A 24,443-nucleotide genomic window follows, 5' to 3' on the forward strand; every position below is an offset into this window, starting at 1 on the left:
AAGAGGAAACGGACTTCCCCGTTTCTCTACGGTTGAGCCTCCCCACGGATCACCGCGAGCACTCCGTCCAGCTCATCAGGTTTCACAAGAACATCACGTGCCTTGGAACCCTCGCTCGGACCGACGATGTTGCGGGACTCCATGAGGTCCATCAGGCGGCCGGCCTTGGCGAACCCGACGCGCAGCTTGCGCTGGAGCATCGAGGTCGACCCGAACTGTGTGGAGACGACCAGTTCGGCGGCCTGACACAGCAGGTCGAGGTCGTCGCCGATGTCCTCGTCGATCTCCTTCTTCTGCTTGGTGCCCACGGTGACGTCGTCCCGGAAGACCGGCGCCATCTGGTCCTTGCAGTGCTGGACGACGGCCGCGACCTCGTCCTCGGTGACGAAGGCGCCCTGCATACGGGTCGGTTTGTTCGCCCCCATGGGCAGGAAGAGTCCGTCGCCCTTGCCGATCAGTTTCTCGGCGCCGGGCTGGTCGAGGATGACCCGTGAGTCGGCGAGCGACGACGTGGCGAAGGCGAGCCGCGACGGCACGTTCGCCTTGATCAGACCGGTGACGACGTCCACGGACGGCCGCTGCGTGGCGAGCACCAGGTGGATACCTGCCGCGCGCGCGAGCTGAGTGATACGCACGATCGAGTCCTCGACGTCCCGCGGCGCGACCATCATCAGGTCGGCGAGCTCATCGACGATCACCAGCAGATACGGATAGGTCTTGAGCTCCCGCTCACTGCCTTCCGGCGTCTTGAGCTTGCCGTCGCGGATGGCCTGGTTGAAGTCGTCGATGTGCCGGTAACCGAACGCCGCCAGGTCGTCGTACCGCAGATCCATCTCCCGTACGACCCACTGCAGCGCCTCGGCGGCCCGCTTCGGGTTGGTGATGATCGGCGTGATCAGGTGCGGGATGCCTTCGTACGCGGTCAGCTCGACGCGCTTGGGGTCGACGAGGACCATGCGTACGTCCTCGGGGGTCGCGCGCACCATGACCGACGTGATCAGGCAGTTAATGCACGAGGATTTACCGGAACCGGTCGCTCCGGCCACCAGGACGTGTGGCATCTTCGCGAGGTTGGCCATCACATAGCCGCCCTCGACGTCCTTGCCGAGCGCGACCAGCATCGGGTGGTCGTCCTCCGCGGCGTCCGCGAGGCGCAGCACATCGCCGAGGTTGACCATCTCGCGGTCGGTGTTGGGGATCTCGATGCCGACCGCGGACTTGCCGGGAATCGGGCTGATGATCCGCACGTCCGGGCTGGCGACGGCGTACGCGATGTTCTTGGCGAGCGCCGTGATCCGCTCGACCTTCACGGCGGGGCCGAGTTCGACCTCGTAGCGCGTGACCGTCGGGCCGCGGGTGAAGCCGGTGACGGCGGCGTCGACCTTGAACTCCATGAAGACGTTCGTGAGCGAGGCGACCACGATGTCGTTGGCGGCGCTGCGCGACTTGCCGGGGCCGCCGCGCTCCAGAAGATCGAGCGACGGCAGGGAGTAGGTGATGTCGCCGGAGAGCTGGAGCTGCTCGGCGCGCGGCGGCAGGTCGCGCGGTGCCTCGGGGGCGGGCTTGGTCCGGTCGGCGACCTCGGCCTTCAGCATCTCCTGCTTGGGCCTGGCGCCCTTGGCCCGCGCGCCGGGCACCGGCGTCGGCTCCTGGCGCCCGCCTGTGACCTGCCCGCCCGTGTCCTGCCCACCGGTGTCCTGGCGGTCGCCGCGATCCGCACCGACGCCCTGCGTCAGATCGGCCACCAGCGCGCTGGGAGGCATCCCGTGCATCACGGCACCGTCGAGCGCCGCCGCGGCGGCCGCGGCCACGTCCACGGCGTCCATGGGCCGGTCCAGCGCGGGCTGCTGCACGGCGGGCCGCCTACGGCGGCTCCGGCGCGCGGAGAGCGCCTCCTGCTCGGCCCCGTCCGGGTCGTACGCCTCGGGTGCCTCCCGGCGCCGCCGGGGGCTCGCGGGCAGCGCTTCGCGCCACTGGTCGTCGTACCGCTCGTCGTCCTCAGCGAAGCCGTCGTCCGTCACCGGAGGGTGTGCGAGGCCGAGCCTGGCGCCCAGCAGCCGCAGCCGCTGCGGAATGGCGTTGACCGGCGTCGCGGTGACCACCAGCAGCCCGAAGACCGTGACCAGCCCAAGGAGCGGTACGGCGAGGACTTCGCCCATCGTGTAGGTCAACGGAGTCGCCGCGCCCCAGCCGATGAGCCCGCCGGCGTCCCTTATCGCCTGCATGCCGTCGCTGCGCGCGGGCGCCCCGCAGGCCATGTGGACCTGGCCGAGCACACCGATGAGAAGGGCGGACAGACCGATCACGATGCGGCCGTTGGCCTCGGGCTGCTCGGGGTGCCGGATGAGGCGTGCGGCGATGACCCCGAGCAGTATCGGCACCAGCAGGTCGAGGCGGCCGAAGGCACCGGTCACCAGCATCTCGACGAGGTCACCCACGGGACCGCGGAGGTTGGACCAGGTCCCGGCCGCGACGATCAGCGCCAGCCCGAGCAGCAGCAGCGCGAGACCGTCCTTTCGATGCGCCGGGTCGAGCCCCTTCGCGCCCCGCCCTATGCCCCGGAACACGGCGCCGACGGCGTGCGCGACACCCAGCCACACGGCGCGCACCAACTTGTACACGCCGCTGGTCGGGTTGGGCGCCGGCTTCGGAGGCGCGGCTTTCTTGGCCGCGGCCTTTTTCGCGGGCGCCCTTTTCGCGGGAGCCTTCTTGGCGGGGGCCTTCTTCGCCGCAGCCTTCCTGGGCGCTGCCGCCTTCTTCGCGGGCGCCTTCTTGGCTGCGGACTGACGTGAGGCCATGGGTGTGAGGTTACCGGGGGAGACCACAACGGACACGTGTGCACCCTGCTTCACCCGTTCGTGTCGCCCCCGCGAAGCACCGAACTGACGCCGCCTCAACGCCGATCCCGGCCCGGGACAACGGCGTTCGCCTCGCCAACGGCTCGTAGAGGCGCGGGAATTCACCCGGACCGGCCCACCAAACAGCCAGGTCCACACCTCCTGCTGGACGCCCGCACGCCCAGCAGGTGACACACCGGCCTCTGCGAACCCGGAGCCGAACTCAGTTTCTGTGCCCGAGCCGGGCTCAGTTCTGCGAGGGCAGCGAAGCAGCCCCGTTCCCCGTCCCCGGTTCCAGCGCGTCCAGCGCTCGGCGCAACCCCGTGAGTTTGCGTTCGAGATGGGCCGCGGTGGCTACCGCGGCCGCGTCCGCCGAGTCGTCGTCGAGCTGTTTGGAGAGGGCCTCGGCCTGCTCCTCGACAGCCGCGAGCCGCGCGGAGAGTTCGGCGAGCAGCCCGGCCGGCTCCTTGGTCGCGCCGAGCGCCGCCTTGCCGCCACCGCCCTCCAGCTGGAGCCGCAGCAGCGCGGCCTGCTCCCGGAGTTGGCAGTTCTTCATGTAGAGCTCGACGAAGACCGAGACCTTCGCGCGCAGCACCCACGGGTCGAACGGCTTCGAGATGTAGTCCACCGCACCCGCCGCGTATCCCCGGAAGGTGTGGTGCGGGCCGTGATTGATCGCCGTGAGGAAGATGATCGGGATGTCCCGCGTCCGTTCTCGCCTCTTGATGTGCGCGGCGGTTTCGAAACCGTCCATGCCCGGCATCTGGACGTCCAGCAGAATGACCGCGAAATCGTCCGTGAGCAGCGCTTTGAGCGCTTCCTCCCCGGAAGATGCCCGAACCAGTGTCTGATCGAGCGCGGAGAGGATCGCCTCCAGCGCCAGCAGATTCTCCGGCCGGTCATCGACCAGAAGGATCTTGGCCTTCTGCACCATGGCCCGCCCTCCTCGCCCCGGCAGTGCACCGGGCGCCGCCCCAGGGGACGACTCCCTTGCGTCGCCCGTCCTTGTGCCGGTCATGGTAGCCGCACCCCGCCTGTCGCCACACCCTGTCACCGCGATGTCACTGTGCACGAAGCAGAAACGTAGCGGGAGACCAGAAGGTTCCCCGAATCCCGGGTTTCTACACGGCCTCGGGCACACTCAGTCAACAGCCGGGCGCGCCCGGGCCGTCGCCCAAGCGCCCCTGGCCATCTGGCCTCTCCCGGCCGCCCGGTCATCCCCGCCGACCTGTCACTGTTCGCGCATCCACTGCTGCATGACCGCGAGCAGGTGATCGGGATCGACCGGCTTCGTGACGTAGTCGGAGGCTCCCGACTCGATCGCCTTCTCCCGGTCGCCCTTCATCGCCTTCGCGGTGAGCGCGATGATCGGCAGCCCGGCGAACTGGGGCATCCGGCGGATCGCCGTCGTGGTCGCGTATCCGTCCATCTCGGGCATCATGATGTCCATCAGAACGACCGTCACATCGTCGTGCTGTTCCAGCACTTCGATGCCCTCGCGGCCGTTCTCGGCGTACAGCACCGACAGTCCGTGCTGTTCCAGGACGCTGGTGAGCGCGAACACGTTGCGGATGTCGTCGTCGACGATCAGCACCTTCTCGCCCTCGAAGCGGATGACGGCGCGCGTGTGCCCGGCCGCCTCCTCGCCCCCGAGGGTCCAGGAGTCCCGGGCCTGCGGGTGCGGCCCCGAAAGGGCGGGCCGCGGCTGGGCCGTGGGCATCGCCCTGCGACGCCGCCTGAAGAGCGCGGCGGCCCCGTTCTGGGTCTCCTGGTACGACCTGACCTCGGCGGGCGTATCCACGTAGCCCCCGTTCCCGTCCTCCGAGCCCGCCGGAAGCTCCGCGCTCTCCATGGCCGGACCGAGCTGCGGATAGCCCTGGGGCGGCAGTTCGCTCGGGTGCAGCGGCAAATACAGCGTGAAGGTCGAGCCGCGTCCCGGCTCGCTCTGCGCGTGGATCTCGCCGCCCAGCAGTCGCGCGATCTCCCGCGAGATGGACAACCCCAGTCCCGTACCGCCGTACTTGCGGCTCGTCGTGCCGTCCGCCTGCTTGAACGCCTCGAAGATCACCCGCATCTTGCTCGCCGCGATACCGATGCCGGTGTCCGCCACGGAGAACGCGATCAGATCGGCGTCCGCGTCCCGCAACGAGCCCGCCTCCAGGAGCTGTTCCCGGATGGCGACCGGCACCTCCGCGCCCGCGGGCCTGATGACCAGTTCGACCGCTCCGGAGTCGGTGAACTTCACCGCGTTGGAGAGCAGGTTGCGCAGCACCTGAAGAAGCCGCTGCTCGTCCGTGTGCAGCGTGGCCGGCAGCTCCGGAGACACCCGTACGGAGAAATCGAGGCCCTTCTCCGCCGTCAGCGGACGGAAAGTGGCCTCTACGTAGTCGACGAGTTGGACCAGCGCGATCCGTGTCGGTGACACGTCCATCTTGCCCGCCTCGACCTTGGACAGGTCGAGGATGTCGTTGATCAGCTGCAGCAGGTCGGAGCCCGCGCCGTGGATCGTCTCGGCGAACTCGACCTGCTTCGGGGTGAGGTTGGAGTCCGCGTTGTCGGCGAGCAGCTTGGCCAGGATCAGCAGCGAGTTGAGCGGCGTACGCAGCTCGTGCGACATGTTGGCGAGGAACTCGCTCTTGTAGCGCATGGAGACCGCGAGTTGCTCGGCGCGCTCCTCCAGGACCTGCCGCGCCTCCTCGATCTCGGTGTTCTTGACCTCGATGTCGCGGTTCTGCTGGGCCAGCAGCTCGGCCTTCTCCTCCAGCTCGGCGTTGGACGCCTGGAGGGCCTTCTGCCGGTTCTCCAGCTCCGCCGACCGCTCCCGCAGCTGCTCGGTCAACTCCTGCGACTGCTTGAGCAGTACCTCGGTCTTCGTGTTGACCGCGATCGTGTTGACGCTCGTCGCGATCATCTCGGCGATCTGGTTGAGAAAGTCCTTCTGGATGTGGGTGAACGGCTGGAACGACGCCAGCTCGATCACGCCCAGAACGGTCGCTTCGAAGAGCACCGGCAGCACGATGACATGCGCCGGGGGCGCCTCACCGAGCCCGGACGCGATCTTCAGATACCCCGGCGGCACGTTCTCCACGAGAATCGTCCGCTTCTCCTTGGCGGCCGTCCCGATCAGCGTCTCCCCCGGCCGGAACGACGTCGGCATCGAGCCCATGGAGTACCCGTACGACCCGAGCATGCGCAGCTCGTACGAGTCGTCGTGCGCGGCGCCCACGTCCTTGCCGTCGTCCAGCGGCATCGCCAGGAAGAACGCGCCGTGCTGCGCCGAGACCACCGGAGTGAGCTCGCTCATGATGAGCGAGGCCACGTCGGCGAGGTCGCGCCTGCCCTGCATCAGACCGGAGATCCGGGCGAGGTTGCCCTTCAGCCAGTCCTGTTCCTTGTTGGCGATGGTGGTGTCGCGGAGGTTGGCGATCATCTTGTTGATGTAGTCCTGAAGTTCCTGGATCTCGCCGGAGGCGTCCACGTCGATCTTCAGGTTGAGGTCGCCACGCGTCACCGCGGTCGCCACGCGCGCGATGGCACGCACCTGCCGGGTGAGGTTCCCGGCCATCTCGTTCACCGACTCGGTGAGGTCGCGCCAGGTGCCGTCGACATCGCGTACCCGCGCCTGGCCGCCCAACTGGCCCTCCGTGCCCACCTCGCGGGCGACTCGGGTGACCTCCTCGGCGAACGACGACAGCTGGTCGACCATCGTGTTGATGGTGGTCTTCAGCTCCAGGATCTCGCCGCGCGCGTCGATGTCGATCTTCTTGGTCAGGTCGCCCTTGGCGATGGCCGTGGTGACCATCGCGATGTTGCGCACCTGGCCGGTCAGGTTGGACGCCATGCCGTTCACGGACTCGGTGAGGTCCTTCCACGTACCGGACACGCCCGGTACGTGCGCCTGGCCGCCGAGGATGCCGTCCGTGCCCACCTCGCGGGCCACCTTCGTGACCTGGTCGGCGAACGAACTCAGCGTCTTCACCATGGTGTTGAAGGTGTCGGCGAGCTGCGCGACCTCGCCGCGCGCCTCGATCGTCACCGTCCTCGTCAGGTCGCCGTTGGCGACGGCCGCCGCGACCTGCGAGATGTTCCGCACCTGCATGGTGAGGTTGTAGGCCATCAGGTTGACGTTGTCGCTGAGGTCCTTCCAGATGCCCGTGATCCCGGGCACCCGCGCCTGGCCGCCCAACTGGCCCTCGGTGCCCACCTCGCGGGCCACCCGGGTCACCTGCTCGGCGAACGACGACAGCTGGTCGACCATCGTGTTGACCGTCGTGACCAGTTCGAGGATCTCGCCCCTGGCGTCGACGGTGATCTTCTTGGACAGGTCTCCCATGGCGACCGCGGTCGTGACCTCGGCGATGTTGCGCACCTGGATGGTCAGGTTGTTCGCCATGAAGTTCACGGACTGCGTGAGGTCCTTCCAGGTGCCGGAGACACCCTGCACCTCGGCCTGTCCGCCGAGGATGCCCTCCGTGCCCACCTCGCGGGCCACCCGCGTGACCTGCTCCGCGAAGTTCGAGAGCTGGTCGACCATCGTGTTGAGGGTGTTCTTGAGCTCCAGGATCTCGCCACGCGCGTCCACGTCGATCTTCTGCGACAGGTCACCCCGGGCCACCGCCGTCGCGACCTGCGCGATGTTGCGCACCTGGGCGGTGAGGTTGCCGGCCATGCCGTTCACCGAGTCGGTCAGATCGCGCCACACGCCGGCGACGCCGGGCACCTGCGCCTGACCGCCCAGCCGGCCGTCCGTACCCACCTCACGGGCGACCCGGGTCACCTGCTCCGCGAAGGCGCTGAGCTGGTCGACCATCGTGTTGATGGTGTTCTTGAGCTCCAGGATCTCGCCACGCGCGTCGACCTCGATCTTCTGCGACAGGTCACCCCGGGCGACCGCCGTCGTCACCTGCGCGATGTTCCGCACCTGGGACGTCAGGTTCCCCGCCATGAAGTTGACGGAGTCCGTGAGGTCCTTCCACGTACCGGACACACCGTCCACGCGCGCCTGACCGCCCAGGCGGCCCTCCGTACCCACGTCACGCGCCATGCGCGTCACCTGGTCGGCGAAGGACGACAGCTGATCCACCATCGTGTTCACGGTGTTCTTCAGCTGAAGCATCTCGCCGGAGACGTCCACGGTGACCTTCTGCGACAGATCGCCGTTGGCCACCGCCGTCGTCACCTGCGCGATGTTCCTCACCTGTCCGGTGAGATTCCGGAACGCCGTGTTGACGGAGTCCGTCAGGTCCTTCCACGTACCGGCCACACCCGGTACCTGCGCCTGGCCGCCCAGTTCACCCTCGACACCGACCTCGCGGGCCACGCGCGTGACCTCGACACCGAACGAGGACAGCTGGTCGACCATCGTGTTGACGGTGTTCTTCAGTTCCAGCATCTCGCCGGCGACCTCGACGCTGACCTTCTGCGACAGGTCACCGTTGGCCACGGCCGTCGTCACCGCGGCGATGTCCCGCACCTGAGTGGTGAGATTCCGGAAGACCGTGTTCACCGAATCGGTGAGGTCCTTCCACGTTCCCGCCGCACCCGGCACGTTCGCCTGCCCGCCGAGCCGCCCCTCGCCACCGACCTCGTTGGCCACGCGGGTGACCTCGTCCGCGAACGTACGCAGCGTCTCGGTCATCTGGTTGATCGTCTCGGCGAGCTGCGCGACCTCGCCGCGCGCCGACACGGTCACCTTCTGCGACAGATCACCGTTGGCGACCGCCGTCGTCACCTGGGCAATGCCGCGCACCTGCGCGGTCAGATTGCCGGCCATAAGATTCACCGAATCGGTGAGGTCCTTCCACACACCGGCCACACCCGGCACCTGTGCCTGGCCGCCGAGCTCGCCCTCGGTGCCCACCTCGCGCGCGACTCGCGTCACCTCGGAGGAGAAAGAGGACAGCTGATCCACCATCGTGTTGACGGTGTTCTTGAGCTCCAGCATCTCGCCGGCCACGTGAACCGTGACCTTCCGGGACAAGTCACCCTTGGCGACCGCCGTCGTCACGAGCGCGATGTCCCGCACCTGAGCCGTCAGCCGGTACGCCATGGTGTTGACCGAGTCCGTGAGGTCCTTCCACGAACCGGACATCCCGCGCACCCGCGCCTGCCCGCCCAGCTTGCCCTCCGTGCCCACCTCGCTGGCCACGCGCGTGACCTCGTCGGTGAACGTGGACAGCTGGTCGACCAGGTTGTTCACCGTGCGCCCGACCTTCAGGAACTCCCCGCGCAGCGGATGCCCGTTGCCGTCCGCGGCCTGCGCCCGCAGCTCCATACGCGGCGACAGATCGCCCTCCGCCACGGCGGACAGCACCCGTCCGACCTCGGAGACAGGGCGTACGAGGTCGTCGACCAGCGCGTTGGAGTTGTCGATCGCGGTGGCCCAGGAACCCTCGCAAGCGCCCGACTCCAGCCGCTCCGTCAACTTGCCCTCACGGCCGACCATGCGCCGCACGCGCGCCAACTCGCCCGTCAGATGCAGATTCCGGTCGGCCACCTCATTGAAAACCGCCGCGATCTCGGACATCACGCCATCGCCCGAGACCGTGAGCCGCTTACGGAAGTTGCCGTCCCGCATCGACACCAGGGCCGCGAGCATCCTGTTCAGGGCGGCCGTGTCCACCTCAGTGGTGCCATTGCGCGGTTTGCGCTGATTGCTCGGGGACTGTCCGCCTTTCGCGCGCGTTTTAGTGCCCCGCGTCGCTGCGCCAGACTCCACTGTGTCCCTCCCGCAAGGGTCGACCATCTACTGCTCGGCGTACTCGGGTACTACTGCTCGACGTACAGGAAGGCACGCGGCCTGCCCGGACCTTCCTTAGAAGCTTGCCCAGTGTTTCACCATGGCTGAACCAGGCCATAACAGTTCGGCAGCTTCGCACATGGTCCGCACACACCCTCCGGAGTGGAAACAGTGGTGACCGGCATCCGCATGGACGGCGAAGGTAAGTAACCTTGCATGCGGCTGTCCAGCCACGCCGGTCCGTCCGGCCTGGGCGGTGGCACGAACACGAGCGGGCAGGCATCGGAGGGGCACCGCACCATGACCACCGAACTGCATCCCGGGGGACAACCCCAGGATCCCCGGCCGACGGGAAACCAGCCCCTGCCCCGGCAGGAGCGGGTCGGCCACGCGGCGCTGCCCCCCGACAACCGGACAAGGAGTTCTGTGATCACCGCGCGCGCGGCCGCCAGCTTCGATCCTGTCGGGCGGTCCGTCGCGACCGCTCGGTCCTTCGTCCGTGACACCCTCCAGGGTTGGGGCTTCGCCGACATCGTCGACGACGCCGTTGTCCTCACCAGCGAGCTTGTCACCAACGCCGTGGTGCACGCGGGCACGTCCGCCGACGTCCTCTGCCTGCGCAGCGACGACGGCGTACGGATCGAGGTGGGGGACCGTTACCCGGAACGGGAGATTCCACTCCAGGCGACCGCCATCAACATGGGCAGCCCCGACCGCGAGGGAGGCCGCGGACTCCAGCTCTGCGCCGCCCTGGCCGGCCGCTGGGGCGTCGAGTACACGCCCACGCACAAGCAGGTCTGGTTCCAACTGGAACTCCCGGAACGCTCGGTGGGCACCCGCACGGCCGGCCCCGCCCTCCCGGCCAACCTGCTCCCCCTCGCCGACGGCCGCGTACGCGTGGCGGTCGTCCAGATCGACCGCGTCGGCGCCATCAACGCCTGGAACGAGGACGCGGAGGAACTCTTCGGCTACGCGGCCGAACAGGTCATCGGCAAACCCCTCACCGACCTCGCGGCCTGGCCGCACACGCCCGGCACCAGCACCGGCATCGTCGAGGCGCTCCAACTCTCCCGCTGGGAGGGCAGCTACGGCCTCCGAGCCGCCGACGGCCGCGTGACCCCCGTCTACGCCTCGCACCTGCGCGTACGGGACACGAACGGCGAACCCTCGACGGTCTGCCTGCTCGTACGCAACCACGAACGCGCCGTCCTGCAGACCCCGTTGCGCGTCAACGCCTCCGACACGACCACCAGCTCCGAGGGCCAGGCGTCGGACCCCTTCGAGGTCTTCATCGGCTCACCGGCCCCCGACGACCTGGACGGCCTCCTCCAGCGCACGGTGGAGCGCGCCCGCGACATGCTCGACGGCGACTCCGCGTTCCTCCTCCTGGCGACCGACGACGAAACGGAGTTGGAGGTCCGCGCCTCCACCGGGCTCCCCTCCGCCCGCCAGCGCTTCGCCCGCGTCCCCGTGGAGGCCGGCCCCGGCCGCTACGGCTCCGCCCGCATGCCCGCCGTGCACGAGGACCTGACGGTCGTTCCCGGCGCCGTACCGCTGCTCAGCGGCACCGGCATGCGCTCGGTCGTGACGGTCCCCCTCAAGGTGGAGGGCCGCCTCACCGGTTCACTCGGCGTCGCGGCCGAGGCCCAGGGACGCTACTCGAACGAGGAGGCGCTGCGCCTCCAGTTCGCCGCCGACCGCATCGCGCTCGCCGTGGAGTCGGCGCGCCTGGGCGAGCTGGAGCGCCTGCGCCGCGGCTCCCTGTCCTTCCTCGTCGAGGCCTCGGACCTCCTCGCGGGCACGCTGGACCGCGACCAGACGCTGGCCCTGATGGCCCAGATGACGGTCCCGACCCTGGCCACCTGGTGCGCCGTCTACACGATTGCCGACCAGGCATCGGATCCCTATCTTTCGTATGTCCTGCACGAGGACGAGGAGCGCATCGACGGCCTCAAGGCCCTTCTGTCGAAGATCGCCCCTCCGGACCCCGTCCCGACCCCGGGCGCCCGCGTCTGGGGCGCCCCGGCGGAGGCCGCCCACCAGGCCGCCCTGCGCACCTCCATGCGCAGCCTCGGCCTCGGCGAGCCCGCCACGGTGAGCTCCGGCATCGGTACGACGCTGCAGACGGCCGCAGCGGTCGGCGGCGAGACGGTCGTACTCCCCCTGGTGGCCCGCAACCGCGTCATCGGCATGCTGACGCTCGGCAAGCCCTCGGACGAACACTTCCGCCAGGAAATCCTGGAACTCGCCGAGGACTTGAGCCGCCGGGCCGCCCTCGCCCTGGACAACGCCCGCCTGTACTCGGAGCGCATGGCCATCAGCCAGTCCCTCCAGCGCAGCCTGCTGCCCCCGGAACTCCCCCACATCGAAGGCGTGGAGGTCGAGGTCATCTACCGCGCGGCAGGCGAGGGCAACGAAGTCGGCGGCGACTTCTACGACCTCTTCCCCATCCGCGACGGCGCCTACGGCTTCGCCATCGGAGACGTCTGCGGTACGGGCCCGGAGGCGGCCGCGGTCACGGGCCTGGCCCGGCACGCGCTGCGCCTGCTGGCCCGCGAGGGCTTCGGCGGCCCGGCGGTCCTGGAGCGCCTGAACTCCGCGATCCTCGACGAGGGCGCCCGTAGCCGCTTCCTGACGCTCCTGTACGGGGAGTTGTGGCCCCAGGAGGACGGCTCGGCGCTCCTCAAGGTCGTCTGCGCCGGCCACCCGCTCCCGCTCCGTCTCCGCCAGGACGGCACGGTCGAACCGGCCGCCGAACCGCAGCCGCTCCTCGGCGTCATGGACGACCTGGAGCTGTACGAGCAGACGATCACGCTCGACCCGGGCGACGTCCTGCTGTGCGTGACGGACGGCGTCACCGAACGCCGCGAGGGCACCCGCATGTTGGGCGACGACGGCCTCATCGATGTCCTCACCACCTGCACGGGCCTGACGGCCGGAGCCGTGGCCGCCCGCATCATGCGCGCGGTGGAACGCTTCGCGTCGGACGCCCCGTCGGACGACATGGCCATTCTCGCGATGCGCGTACCCGGCCTTCACAACGACTGATCCCTGCCCCGGAAGAACCGACCCCGGACACACGAAAGGCCCCCGCCCATCAGGGCGGAGGCCTTTTTGTCTGAGCCCCCAAACGGAATCGAACCGTTGACCTTCTCCTTACCATGGAGACGCTCTACCGACTGAGCTATAGGGGCCTGTCGCCTTCGAGTTGTGTCCCTCGCGGCAACGGAATAGATCATACCCCGAACGGCGGCGTGCCCCCAACCCTGTTCGACCGCCTAGAAGGCAGGCTGCAAGAGCCCACCGAGCGCATTGCACGCGGACACCATCCGCTGCATCTGCCGCTTCGTCAAAGACGCGTCGACAGGCAGAGCCAGCGTCTCGTCGGCGGCCCGCTCGGTCTCCGGCAGACAAACGTCCCGCCGGAATACGGGCATCCGGTGCACGGGGGTCTTCACCGGCACCCGGCACTCAACTCCCTTGGCCCGCAGGGCCCGCGCAAAGGCGTCCCGGTCCGGCCGCCCATTTCCGGGCACCCGGACGACGTACTGCTGGTAGGTGTGTCCGGCACCGCGCTCCGGCGTCCGCACACCCCTCAACCGCCCGTCGAGGAACGCCGCATGCGCCCTGCGCTCCTCGATCTCGCTGTACGGCGTCTCGGACTCGCCCTGCTCCAGCACCAGTAGCCCGTGCCGTTGCCCGACATCCCTGAGCCGCGCGATGTCAGCGGGCCGGCCGAAGCGGTGCACGGCGACGACAGCGACCGTGCGCGGCCCGACGGCCGCGTTCGCGTCGGCGACGTCCAGGCAGTACGTGGCCGGGTCTATGTCGGCGAACACCGGCGTCGCACCGGCCATGACCACGGCCTCGGCGACCTCGGCATTGCCGAACGCCGGCACGATGACCTCGTCACCGATCCCCACACCCGCGGCCTTGAGCATTGCAGCAGTACCCATGTCGCGGATGTTGGTCGTGCAACGTGAACTCCAAGTGGCGCACAACAAAAAAGAGCTGGTCCCTGAACCGAAGTTCAGGGACCAGCTCTATTAATAATAGTTCGGCGGCGTCCTACTCTCCCACAGGGTCCCCCCTGCAGTACCATCGGCGCTGTAAGGCTTAGCTTCCGGGTTCGGAATGTAACCGGGCGTTTCCCTCACGCTATGACCACCGAAACACTATGAAACTGTCAACTACCGCACCATCCCCGTGGCCATGGGAATGGGGTTGTTCGTGGTTTCAGAACCAACACAGTGGACGCGAGCAACTGAGGACAAGCCCTCGGCCTATTAGTACCGGTCAGCTTCACCCCTTACGAGGCTTCCACATCCGGCCTATCAACCCAGTCGTCTACTGGGAGCCTTAACCCATCAAGTGGGTGGGAGCCCTCATCTCGAAGCAGGCTTCCCGCTTAGATGCTTTCAGCGGTTATCCCTCCCGAACGTAGCCAACCAGCCATGCCCTTGGCAGGACAACTGGCACACCAGAGGTTCGTCCGTCCCGGTCCTCTCGTACTAGGGACAGCCCTTCTCAAGACTCCTACGCGCACAGCGGATAGGGACCGAACTGTCTCACGACGTTCTAAACCCAGCTCGCGTACCGCTTTAATGGGCGAACAGCCCAACCCTTGGGACCGACTCCAGCCCCAGGATGCGACGAGCCGACATCGAGGTGCCAAACCATCCCGTCGATATGGACTCTTGGGGAAGATCAGCCTGTTATCCCCGGGGTACCTTTTATCCGTTGAGCGACGGCGCTTCCACAAGCCACCGCCGGATCACTAGTCCCGACTTTCGTCCCTGCTCGACCCGTCGGTCTCACAGTCAAGCTCCCTTGTGCACTTACACTCAACACCTGATTACCAACCAGGCTGAGGGAACCTTTGGGCGCCTCCGTTACCCTTTGGGAGGCAACCGCCCCAGTTAAACTACCCATCAGACACTGTCCCTGATCCGGATCACGGACCCAGGTTAGACATCCAGCACGACCAGACTGGTATTTCAACGACGACTCCACAGACACTGGCGTGCCCGCTTCACAGTCTCCCAGCTATCCTACACAAGCCGAACCGAACACCAATATCAAACTGTAGTAAAGGTCCCGGGGTCTTTCCGTCCTGCTGCGCGAAACGAGCATCTTTACTCGTAGTGCAATTTCACCGGGCCTATGGTTGAGACAGTCGAGAAGTCGTTACGCCATTCGTGCAGGTCGGAACTTACCCGACAAGGAATTTCGCTACCTTAGGATGGTTATAGTTACCACCGCCGTTTACTGGCGCTTAAGTTCTCAGCTTCGCCACACCGAAATGTGACTAACCGGTCCCCTTAACGTTCCAGCACCGGGCAGGCGTCAGTCCGTATACATCGCCTTACGGCTTCGCACGGACCTGTGTTTTTAGTAAACAGTCGCTTCTCGCTGGTCTCTGCGGCCACCCCCAGCTCAAGCAGCAAGTGCTATCACCAGTGATGGCCCCCCTTCTCCCGAAGTTACGGGGGCATTTTGCCGAGTTCCTTAACCATAGTTCACCCGAACGCCTCGGTATTCTCTACCTGACCACCTGAGTCGGTTTAGGGTACGGGCCGCCATGAAACTCGCTAGAGGCTTTTCTCGACAGCATAGGATCATCCACTTCACCACAATCGGCTCGGCATCAGGTCTCAGCCTCAATGTGTGACGGATTTACCTGCCACACGGCCTACACCCTTACCCCGGGACAACCACCGCCCGGGCTGGACTACCTTCCTGCGTCACCCCATCACTCACCTACTACCACCTTGGGCCGACGGCTCCACCACTTTCCTTTCCCCGAAGGGTCCGGAACGGCTTCACGGTCTTAGCATCAGAAGGTTCGATGTTTGACGCTTCACAGCGGGTACCGGAATATCAACCGGTTATCCATCGACTACGCCTGTCGGCCTCGCCTTAGGTCCCGACTTACCCTGGGCAGATCAGCTTGACCCAGGAACCCTTAGTCAATCGGCGCACACGTTTCTCACGTGTGTATCGCTACTCATGCCTGCATTCTCACTCGTGAACCGTCCACCACTAGCTTCCGCTGCGGCTTCACCCGGCACACGACGCTCCCCTACCCAACCCAGCGGGCGTTGGCCCTCATGCTGGATTGACACGACTTCGGCGGTACGCTTGAGCCCCGCTACATTGTCGGCGCGGAATCACTAGACCAGTGAGCTATTACGCACTCTTTCAAGGGTGGCTGCTTCTAAGCCAACCTCCTGGTTGTCTCTGCGACTCCACATCCTTTCCCACTTAGCGTACGCTTAGGGGCCTTAGTCGATGCTCTGGGCTGTTTCCCTCTCGACCATGGAGCTTATCCCCCACAGTCTCACTGCCGCGCTCTCACTTACCGGCATTCGGAGTTTGGCTAAGGTCAGTAACCCGGTAGGGCCCATCGCCTATCCAGTGCTCTACCTCCGGCAAGAAACACACGACGCTGCACCTAAATGCATTTCGGGGAGAACCAGCTATCACGGAGTTTGATTGGCCTTTCACCCCTAACCACAGGTCATCCCCCAGGTTTTCAACCCTGGTGGGTTCGGTCCTCCACGACCTCTTACAGCCGCTTCAACCTGCCCATGGCTAGATCACTCCGCTTCGGGTCTTGAGCGCGCTACTATACCGCCCTATTCGGACTCGCTTTCGCTACGGCTTCCCCACACGGGTTAACCTCGCAACACACCGCAAACTCGCAGGCTCATTCTTCAAAAGGCACGCAGTCACGAGAGTGCATGCAAGCATGCACTCCGACGCTCCCACGGCTTGTAGGCACACGGTTTCAGGTACTATTTCACTCCGCTCCCGCGGTACTTTTCACCATTCCCTCACGGTACTATCCGCTATCGGTCACCAGGGAATATTTAGGCTTAGCGGGTGGTCCCGCCAGATTCACACGGGATTTCTCGGGCCCCGTGCTACTTGGGTGTCTCTCAAACGAGCCGTTGATGTTTCGACTACGGGGGTCTTACCCTCTACGCCGGACCTTTCGCATGTCCTTCGCCTACATCAACGGTTTCTGACTCGTCCTGTCGCCGGCAGACGACAGAAGAGAGATCCCACAACCCCGCATACGCAACCCCTGCCGGGTCTCACACGTATACGGTTTGGCCTCATCCGGTTTCGCTCGCCACTACTCCCGGAATCACGGTTGTTTTCTCTTCCTGCGGGTACTGAGATGTTTCACTTCCCCGCGTTCCCTCCACACACCCTATGTGTTCAGATGTGGGTGACAGCCCATGACGACTGCCGGGTTTCCCCATTCGGAAACCCCCGGATCAAAGCCTGGTTGACGACTCCCCGGGGACTATCGTGGCCTCCCACGTCCTTCATCGGTTCCTGGTACCAAGGCATCCACCGTGCGCCCTTAAAAACTTGGCCACAGATGCTCGCGTCCACTGTGCAGTTCTCAAACAACGACCAACCACCCACCACCCCACCCTCACGGGCGAGTTCACTGGGGCCGGCACTGAAGGCAGCCGATCAACCGGCCGTACCCTCAGACACCCAACAGCGTGCCCGGCCCGGTCCCGTCCGGAGATCATGCGTTCCACACTCTCTTGCGAGAGCAGTACTTGCAGCCTCCGACCCGTGAACCCGGCCGAATAATCAACGTTCCACCCATGAGCAACCACCGTCGGACGTGTGCCGACGTAATGGCCCTGGACCACCAAGTGAACCCGGCGGCCTAGACGCTCCTTAGAAAGGAGGTGATCCAGCCGCACCTTCCGGTACGGCTACCTTGTTACGACTTCGTCCCAATCGCCAGTCCCACCTTCGACAGCTCCCTCCCCACAAGGGGGTTGGGCCACCGGCTTCGGGTGTTACCGACTTTCGTGACGTGACGGGCGGTGTGTACAAGGCCCGGGAACGTATTCACCGCAGCAATGCTGATCTGCGATTACTAGCAACTCCGACTTCATGGGGTCGAGTTGCAGACCCCAATCCGAACTGAGACAGGCTTTTTGAGATTCGCTCCGCCTTGCGACATCGCAGCTCATTGTACCTGCCATTGTAGCACGTGTGCAGCCCAAGACATAAGGGGCATGATGACTTGACGTCGTCCCCACCTTCCTCCGAGTTGACCCCGGCAGTCTCCTGTGAGTCCCCAACCTCCCGAAGGAGTTGCTGGCAACACAGAACAAGGGTTGCGCTCGTTGCGGGACTTAACCCAACATCTCACGACACGAGCTGACGACAGCCATGCACCACCTGTCACCCGACCACAAGGGGGGCACCATCTCTGATGCTTTCCGGGCGATGTCAAGCCTTGGTAAGGTTCTTCGCGTTGCGTCGAATTAAGCCACATGCTCCGCTGCTTGTGCGGGCCCCCGTCAATTCCTTTGAGTTTTAGCCTTGCGGCCGTACTCCCCAGGCGGGGAACTTAATGCGTTAGCTGCGGCACCGACGACGTGGAATGTCGCCAACACCTAGTTCCCACCGTTTACGGCGTGGACTACCAGGGTATCTAATCCTGTTCGCTCCCCACGCTTTCGCTCCTCAGCGTCAGTAATGGCCCAGAGATCCGCCTTCGCCACCGGTGTTCCTCCTGATATCTGCGCATTTCACCGCTACACCAGGAATTCCGATCTCCCCTACCACACTCTAGTCTGCCCGTATCGAATGCAGACCCGGGGTTAAGCCCCGGGCTTTCACATCCGACGCGACAGACCGCCTACGAGCTCTTTACGCCCAATAATTCCGGACAACGCTTGCGCCCTACGTATTACCGCGGCTGCTGGCACGTAGTTAGCCGGCGCTTCTTCTGCAGGTACCGTCACTTGCGCTTCTTCCCTGCTGAAAGAGGTTTACAACCCGAAGGCCGTCATCCCTCACGCGGCGTCGCTGCATCAGGCTTCCGCCCATTGTGCAATATTCCCCACTGCTGCCTCCCGTAGGAGTCTGGGCCGTGTCTCAGTCCCAGTGTGGCCGGTCGCCCTCTCAGGCCGGCTACCCGTCGTCGCCTTGGTGAGCTTCTACCTCACCAACAAGCTGATAGGCCGCGGGCTCATCCCTCACCGCCGGAGCTTTCAACCCACCGAGATGCCTCGGCGAGTGTTATCCGGTATTAGACCCCGTTTCCAGGGCTTGTCCCAGAGTGAAGGGCAGATTGCCCACGTGTTACTCACCCGTTCGCCACTAATCCACCCCGAAGGGCTTCATCGTTCGACTTGCATGTGTTAAGCACGCCGCCAGCGTTCGTCCTGAGCCAGGATCAAACTCTCCGTGAATGTATTCCCGTAATCGGGACAACACCACGAGAGCGGAACAGTCGGACGGAATAAGCCCGGCTGTTCACAACGTCCTCGCTGTGCGCCTGCCGGGACCATGCCCGGCAGGACTTTTTCAAAGGAACCTCCACCCACCACATAATGCGGTGGACGGGGTATCAACATATCTGGCGTTGATTTTTGGCACGCTGTTGAGTTCTCAAGGAACGGACGCTTCCTTCGTACTCACCCGAGATAATCTCTCGCGGCTTTCCTCCGGGCGCTTCCCTTCGGTCTTGCGGTCTTGCGTTTCCGACTCTATCAGACCGTTTTCCGATCCGATTTCCTCGGTGCTTTCCAGGTTTTCGCTTTCGCGTTTCCCTTTCCGGCGACTCCGACTTTATCAGAGGTTCTGAGTCGGAATTCCCGCCCCGCTCGGGGTGGTCCGGACGCACAGTTGCGCCGGGTTCCCGTTCAGGCGGAGCCGTAAACCTACTGGAGCGGGGCTCCTCGATGCAAATCGAGGAGCCCCGCTCCGAGTTCACGCGTGTGAGGTGCTCAAACCTCGACCACGACCGGCAGGATCATCGGCCGGCGACGGTAGGTGTCCGACACCCATTTGCCCAGCGTGCGGCGGATCAGCTGCTGCATCTGGTGGGGTTCGACCACGCCGTCCTGGGCCGAGCGCTCCAGGACCTCGACGATCTTCGGGAGGACGTCGCTGAAGGCGGAGTCGTCGATGCCCGAGCCGCGAGCCTGGATGTGGGGACCACCAGTGATCTTGCCGGTACTGGAGTCCATCACCATGAAGACCGAGATGATGCCCTCGTCGCCGAGGATCCTGCGGTCCTTGAGCGCGGGCTCGCCGACATCGCCGACCGAGAGGCCGTCGACGTACACGTATCCCGCCTGGACCTTGCCGGAGATCTTGGCCTTGCCCTCGATGAGGTCGACGACGACGCCGTCCTCGGCGATGACGATCCGGTCGTGCGGGACGCCGGTGAGGGCACCCAGCTCGGCGTTGGCGCGCAGGTGGCGCCATTCGCCGTGGACCGGCATCAGGTTGCGCGGCTTGCAGATGTTGTAGAAGTACAGGAGCTCACCGGCGGAGGCGTGGCCCGAGACGTGCACCTTGGCGTTGCCCTTGTGGACGACGTTGGCACCCCAACGGGTGAGGCCGTTGATGACGCGGTAGACCGCGTTCTCGTTGCCGGGGATGAGCGACGACGCGAGGATCACGGTGTCGCCCTGGACGATGCGGATCTGGTGGTCGCGGTTCGCCATGCGGGACAGCGCGGCCATCGGTTCGCCCTGCGAGCCCGTACAGACCAGGACGATCTCGTGTTCCGGGAGGTCGTCCAGCGTCTTGACGTCGACGACCAGGCCCGGCGGGACCTTCAGATAGCCCAGGTCTCTCGCGATGCCCATGTTGCGGACCATCGAGCGGCCGACGAAAGCGACCCGGCGGCCGTACTCGTGGGCCGCGTCCAGGATCTGCTGGATGCGGTGGACGTGGCTGGCGAAGCTCGCCACGATGATCCGCTTGCTGGCGCCGGCGAAGACCTGCCGCAGGACGTTCGAGATGTCGCGCTCGGGCGGCACGAAGCCCGGAACCTCGGCGTTCGTCGAGTCCGAGAGGAGGAGGTCGATGCCCTCTTCGCTCAGACGCGCGAACGCGTGTAGATCCGTGAGACGGCCGTCGAGCGGGAGCTGGTCCATCTTGAAGTCGCCCGTGTGGACGGCCATGCCCGCGGGGGTGCGGATGGCGACCGCGAGGGCGTCCGGGATGGAGTGGTTGACCGCGATGAACTCGCAGTCGAAGGGGCCGATGCGCTCGCGGTGGCCCTCCGCGACTTCGAGCGTGTACGGGCGGATGCGGTGCTCCTGGAGCTTCGCCTCGATGAGGGCGAGGGTCAGCTTGGAGCCGATGAGCGGGATGTCCGGCTTCTCGCGCAGGAGAAAGGGGACACCGCCGATGTGGTCCTCGTGGCCGTGCGTGAGCACGATGCCGTCGATGTCGTCGAGGCGGTCCCTGACGGAACTGAAGTCCGGCAGGATCAGGTCGATGCCGGGCTGCTCCTCCTCGGGGAAGAGCACGCCGCAGTCGACGATGAGAAGACGGCCGCCGTACTCGAAGACCGTCATGTTTCGGCCGATTTCACCGAGGCCGCCGAGCGGGGTGACCCGCAGGCCGCCCTTCGGGAGCTTCGGCGGAGCGCCGAGTTCAGGATGCGGATGACTCAAAAGACTCTCCTCACCACACGCGCCACGTACCTGGCAGGGCACGTGGCGCGCGTGACGTTCGTGCAGTAGCAGTTGTCTGGTGGAGCAGGCTCTCCGGCCTGCGTGGTCGTACGTATTCAGTTGTGAAGTCTGTGGTTAGAGCTGTACCCCGCCGGCGGCAAGATCGATCTTGAGCTGGGCGGTCTCCTCGGGTGACAGGCCGACCATGGGCAGCCGCAGTGGCCCGGCGGGCAGGCCCTGGAGGGCGAGCGCGGCCTTGGTCGTCATGACGCCCTGGGTGCGGAACATGCCGGTGAAGACCGGGAGCAGCTTCTGGTGGATCTCGGTGGCCTTCTGGACGTCGCCGCTGGCGTACGCGTCGATCATGGCGCGCAGCTCGGGGGTGACGACGTGACCGACGACGGAGACGAAGCCGACCGCGCCCACGGAGAGGAGCGGCAGGTTCAGCATGTCGTCGCCCGAGTACCAGGCGAGGTCGGAGCTGGCGATGGCCCAGCTGGCGCGGCCGAGGTCGCCCTTGGCGTCCTTGTTGGCGACGATACGCGGGTGCTCGGCCAGACGCACCAGCGTTTCCGTGTTGATCGGGACACCGCTGCGGCCGGGAATGTCGTACAGCATCACCGGGAGCCCGGTCGTGTCGGCGATGGCCTTGAAGTGCTGGTACAGGCCTTCCTGTGGGGGCTTGTTGTAGTACGGCGTGACGGTCAGGAGGCCGTGTGCGCCGACCCCCTCGGCGGCCCGGGCCAGTTCGATGCTGTGGTGCGTGTCGTTCGTTCCGACGCCCGCGACGACGTGGGCGCGGTCGCCGACCGCCTCCAGTACGGCTCGTACGAGATCCGCTTTCTCCGCGTTGCTGGTGGTCGGGGACTCGCCCGTGGTGCCGTTGACGATCAGGCCGTCGTTGCCTGCGTCCACCAGGTGGGTGGCGAGCCGCTGAGCGCCGTCGAGGTCGAGTGCGCCGTCCGCCGTGAAGGGCGTGACCATGGCGGTGAGGACCCGCCCGAAGGGGGTCTGCGGAGTGGAGGTCGGAGCCATGGGTAACACGCTACTCGCTGCTCAAGGTGCGGTCTGCCCTCGGGGGAGGCGACAAGTCGCGACAAAGGTGGAGCCCGGCACTGCCTGCTCGGGGGTTCAAGCAGTGCCGGGTCCGTTTGATCAGGCTAGATGAACTTCTCGAAATGCCGCAATACGGACACTTCGCGCGGTTGCCCCGTACACATGTGCCCGACGGGGTGGAGGTGCGCTACGGCGCCACGCGCCCGTTGCCGTTGAAGGCCGCGTACGTGAGGGGCATGAGCCGGGCCCATTCCTCCTCCATCTTCTCGCCGACCATCTCGATCTCCCGCTGGGGGAAGGAGGGGACCTTGGCGAGCTCGTGCTGCGTGCGCAGGCCGAGGAAGTGCATCAGCGAGCGGGCGTTGCACGTCGCGTACATCGACGAGAAGAGACCGACCGGGAGGACCGCACGGGCGACCTCTCGGGCGACGCCGGCGGCGAGCATCTCCTGGTACGCCTCGTACGAGTGGCGGTACGAGTCCTCCATGACACGGCCCGTGAGCTCCTGCTGGGCCTGGGTGCCCTCCACGAAGACGTACTTGCCGGGGCGACCCTCCTGGACCAGCTTGCGGGACTCGCCCGGGACGTAGAAGACCGACTGGAGCTCCCGGTAGCGCCCGCTCTCCTCGTTGTACGAATTGTGTACGACGATCCCGCCTGCCAGGAAGTTGTGCCAGGGGCCTTCGACGGAGAGGTCGTACGTCATCTCCTCCCCGTCGTCCTCGATGGAGACGATGAGGTCCGGAACGGCCTTGGCGATCTTTCCGCCACGCTGGGCCAGTGCCTGCTCTCCGGCGCTCTTGACGGCATGGCAGGGCTCGCAGGCGGGAGCGAGGTTCTTCTCGTCGAGGGCCTGAGTCAGGTCACCTGCAACGGGGACAACATGGTCCAGCGCAAGCTGGTCACGGGGGAAGTCCTGCCCGCAGATATGGCAGGTGTCGGTCTCCTTGACCAACCGCTGTCGCTGCATGGAGGTCCATACTCCGATGCCGCGACGCAGACTCGGCGGGACAAGGGCCTGTGAGGGGCGGGGTGCAGTGCCCGCCGCCATGACGGCGTCCCCAACGGCAAGTTCTCCTGCCTTGCGCCAGCCTTCAGGAGTGAGCACGGCGTGATCGACCGTGGAGCGCAGCGCTTTCCCCGAGGCAGTGGTGATCTTGATCAGCGGCTTGACACCCGACTGGATCACGTCGACGATCCGGGCCCTCTGGGCGAGCAGGGTCTCCTCGTCATAGCAGCGCACATGGTTACGACGCACTGATTCCAGCTTGCGGAGACGGGTGCTCGGGTGCTGCTCACGGAATTCCGCGACGGCGGAATCGGCGGCCTCACGGCTCTCATAGAGGCCGAGGTAGTGGTTCGTTTCACCGCGCCGGACCTGGGCCATCCACTTCCCGGCACGGTTGTGCCAGGTCACTCCGCCGGCGGAGTGCGGAAGCCGGTCCTCGACGCCCCGGTGCCAGAGCTTGTAGAACTCTGCAATGCTGCGCCGTCGCAGATTGCCCGCCTCGCTCTCCAGCGTGATCTCCGTGTCGCCCGCGAGACACCAGCCCACGCGGTGGCGCATGAACTCGCGGAAGACGAAGATCGGGGCGTTGATGAAGAACGTCATCGAGTTGTGCTCGAAGGGGCTGCCGTGCCGGTCCCGCATCAGGTAGTTGATCAGGCCCTTTGAGCGCTCGGGGTCCTTCTGCAGCTCCTCCAGGGACTGCTCCCCGAGCGTCGAGACGCGGGCGGCGAACAGCACGTCGGAGTCGGAGGCGGTGTGCTTGACCAGCTCGACGGTGACATCGCTGCGGAAGCTGGGCTTGAGGTCGTCGGCGGGTGTGTCGGTCACGGCTTGGAGGGTCCTTCCCATCACTGGCTCGGGCGGCGTCCACTCTACGGCTCGGCACTGACAACGGGGCGTTCGGTGGCGTGCCGCGACATTCGTTGGCGAACTTCGGCGAAGTCGGTGAAACAGGGCACCATTTGGGGCATTCGCTCGTCTGTATTGGTGACAGCGATTCGTTCGAGTCGCTTGTTGCATCAGATCCCCTTCGAGCCTCCAGAGGAGAAGCGCACTTCATGTTTCGTCGGCGCGAGCCCGTTCCGTTCGCCTTCATCGCCGAAGCCGACAAGTTCCGCAGCAATGTCGCTCCCCCACCGCGTCAGCGAGCCTCCGCCAGTGAGCTGGTCGGCCGATGGCTCATAGGTCTCACCGTGGTCGCGGGCCTCGGCGGCTCCCTGTTCCTCGGACTGCCGGCCATGTCGGCCGACATCTCACCCACGCACACGCAACAGTCGGACGCGTCACAGGGCCGTTGACTCTCCCCCAGGGCCAAATGGCGTGATGGCACCCCCAGGGAC

General features: G+C 65.9%; 8 protein-coding genes, 1 tRNA gene, 3 rRNA genes and 3 pseudogenes. 2 read left to right on the forward strand and 13 right to left on the reverse strand.

The features are described from left to right. Positions 1-26: 26 nt before the first annotated feature. The 3 genes from OHA11_RS11630 to OHA11_RS11640 all read right to left on the reverse strand — a co-directional run bounded on the left by OHA11_RS11630 (position 27) and on the right by OHA11_RS11640 (position 9,555). A complete protein-coding gene (locus OHA11_RS11630) occupies positions 27-2,798 on the reverse strand; it encodes a DNA translocase FtsK (RefSeq protein ID WP_266494989.1) in 2,772 nt (923 codons plus the stop codon). 286 nt (positions 2,799-3,084) lie between these two features. Beyond that, on the reverse strand, positions 3,085-3,771 hold the full coding sequence (locus OHA11_RS11635; RefSeq protein ID WP_266494991.1) for a two-component system response regulator: 687 nt from the start codon (positions 3,769-3,771) through the stop codon (positions 3,085-3,087). A 297-nt stretch (positions 3,772-4,068) separates the two neighbouring features. Next, positions 4,069-9,555, reverse strand: coding sequence for a HAMP domain-containing protein (locus OHA11_RS11640; RefSeq protein WP_266494994.1), 5,487 nt, complete (start codon positions 9,553-9,555; stop codon positions 4,069-4,071). Between the two features lie 321 nt (positions 9,556-9,876). On the opposite strand from OHA11_RS11640, the gene OHA11_RS11645 reads away from it, so the two are divergent. Beyond that, complete coding sequence (locus OHA11_RS11645) at positions 9,877-12,624, forward strand: SpoIIE family protein phosphatase (RefSeq protein ID WP_266507090.1); 2,748 nt, start codon at positions 9,877-9,879, stop codon at positions 12,622-12,624. A 73-nt stretch (positions 12,625-12,697) separates the two neighbouring features. On the opposite strand, the gene OHA11_RS11650 is transcribed toward OHA11_RS11645, so the two are convergent. From OHA11_RS11650 to OHA11_RS11695, 10 genes and pseudogenes are all read right to left on the reverse strand, one after another. Then, positions 12,698-12,770: transfer RNA gene (locus tag OHA11_RS11650), tRNA-Thr, on the reverse strand. 84 nt (positions 12,771-12,854) lie between these two features. Beyond that, positions 12,855-13,517 carry a DegT/DnrJ/EryC1/StrS aminotransferase family protein gene (locus tag OHA11_RS11655; protein WP_266507092.1) on the reverse strand — a complete coding sequence of 221 codons (663 nt, stop codon included), beginning with the start codon at positions 13,515-13,517 and terminating at the stop codon, positions 12,855-12,857. Between the two features lie 114 nt (positions 13,518-13,631). Then, positions 13,632-13,748: ribosomal RNA gene (gene rrf, locus OHA11_RS11660) — 5S ribosomal RNA — on the reverse strand. A 94-nt stretch (positions 13,749-13,842) separates the two neighbouring features. After that, a 23S ribosomal RNA gene (locus tag OHA11_RS11665) occupies positions 13,843-16,965 on the reverse strand. A gap of 322 nt (positions 16,966-17,287) precedes the next feature. Further along, positions 17,288-18,815, reverse strand: a 16S ribosomal RNA gene (locus tag OHA11_RS11670). Together the 16S, 23S and 5S rRNA genes form the textbook arrangement of a ribosomal RNA operon. Positions 18,816-19,352: 537 nt before the next feature. Beyond that, positions 19,353-21,038, reverse strand: coding sequence for a ribonuclease J (locus OHA11_RS11675; protein ID WP_266494997.1), 1,686 nt, complete (start codon positions 21,036-21,038; stop codon positions 19,353-19,355). A 135-nt stretch (positions 21,039-21,173) separates the two neighbouring features. Then, on the reverse strand, positions 21,174-22,073 hold the full coding sequence (dapA, locus tag OHA11_RS11680; RefSeq protein WP_266494999.1) for a 4-hydroxy-tetrahydrodipicolinate synthase: 900 nt from the start codon (positions 22,071-22,073) through the stop codon (positions 21,174-21,176). A gap of 208 nt (positions 22,074-22,281) precedes the next feature. Next, positions 22,282-22,731: pseudogene (thyX, locus tag OHA11_RS11685) on the reverse strand (FAD-dependent thymidylate synthase); the annotation flags it as partial. Positions 22,732-22,734: 3 nt separating this feature from the next. Continuing rightward, positions 22,735-23,661: pseudogene (locus tag OHA11_RS11690) on the reverse strand (HNH endonuclease); the annotation flags it as partial. Continuing rightward, positions 23,641-23,931 (reverse strand): annotated as a pseudogene (locus OHA11_RS11695) (FAD-dependent thymidylate synthase); the annotation flags it as partial. The pseudogenes OHA11_RS11690 and OHA11_RS11695, both read right to left, overlap by 21 nt. Before the next feature lie 230 nt (positions 23,932-24,161). Here OHA11_RS11695 and OHA11_RS11700 point away from each other — a divergent pair. Then, positions 24,162-24,401, forward strand: coding sequence for a hypothetical protein (locus OHA11_RS11700; RefSeq protein WP_266495002.1), 240 nt, complete (start codon positions 24,162-24,164; stop codon positions 24,399-24,401). Positions 24,402-24,443 lie beyond the last annotated feature (42 nt).

This window comes from Streptomyces sp. NBC_00878 (genome assembly GCF_026341515.1).
In the GTDB taxonomy this organism is placed as follows: Bacteria; Actinomycetota; Actinomycetes; order Streptomycetales; family Streptomycetaceae; genus Streptomyces.

Excerpts from the sequence above, each read along its gene's own strand:
- dapA (WP_266494999.1), bottom strand. The coding sequence starts at position 22,073 with ATGGCTCCGACCTCCACTCCGCAGACCCCCTTCGGGCGGGTCCTCACC.
- OHA11_RS11645 (WP_266507090.1), top strand. The coding sequence starts at position 9,877 with ATGACCACCGAACTGCATCCCGGGGGACAACCCCAGGATCCCCGGCCG.
- OHA11_RS11655 (WP_266507092.1), bottom strand. The coding sequence starts at position 13,517 with ATGCTCAAGGCCGCGGGTGTGGGGATCGGTGACGAGGTCATCGTGCCG.
- OHA11_RS11630 (WP_266494989.1), bottom strand. The coding sequence starts at position 2,798 with ATGGCCTCACGTCAGTCCGCAGCCAAGAAGGCGCCCGCGAAGAAGGCG.
- OHA11_RS11635 (WP_266494991.1), bottom strand. The coding sequence starts at position 3,771 with ATGGTGCAGAAGGCCAAGATCCTTCTGGTCGATGACCGGCCGGAGAAT.
- OHA11_RS11700 (WP_266495002.1), top strand. The coding sequence starts at position 24,162 with ATGTTTCGTCGGCGCGAGCCCGTTCCGTTCGCCTTCATCGCCGAAGCC.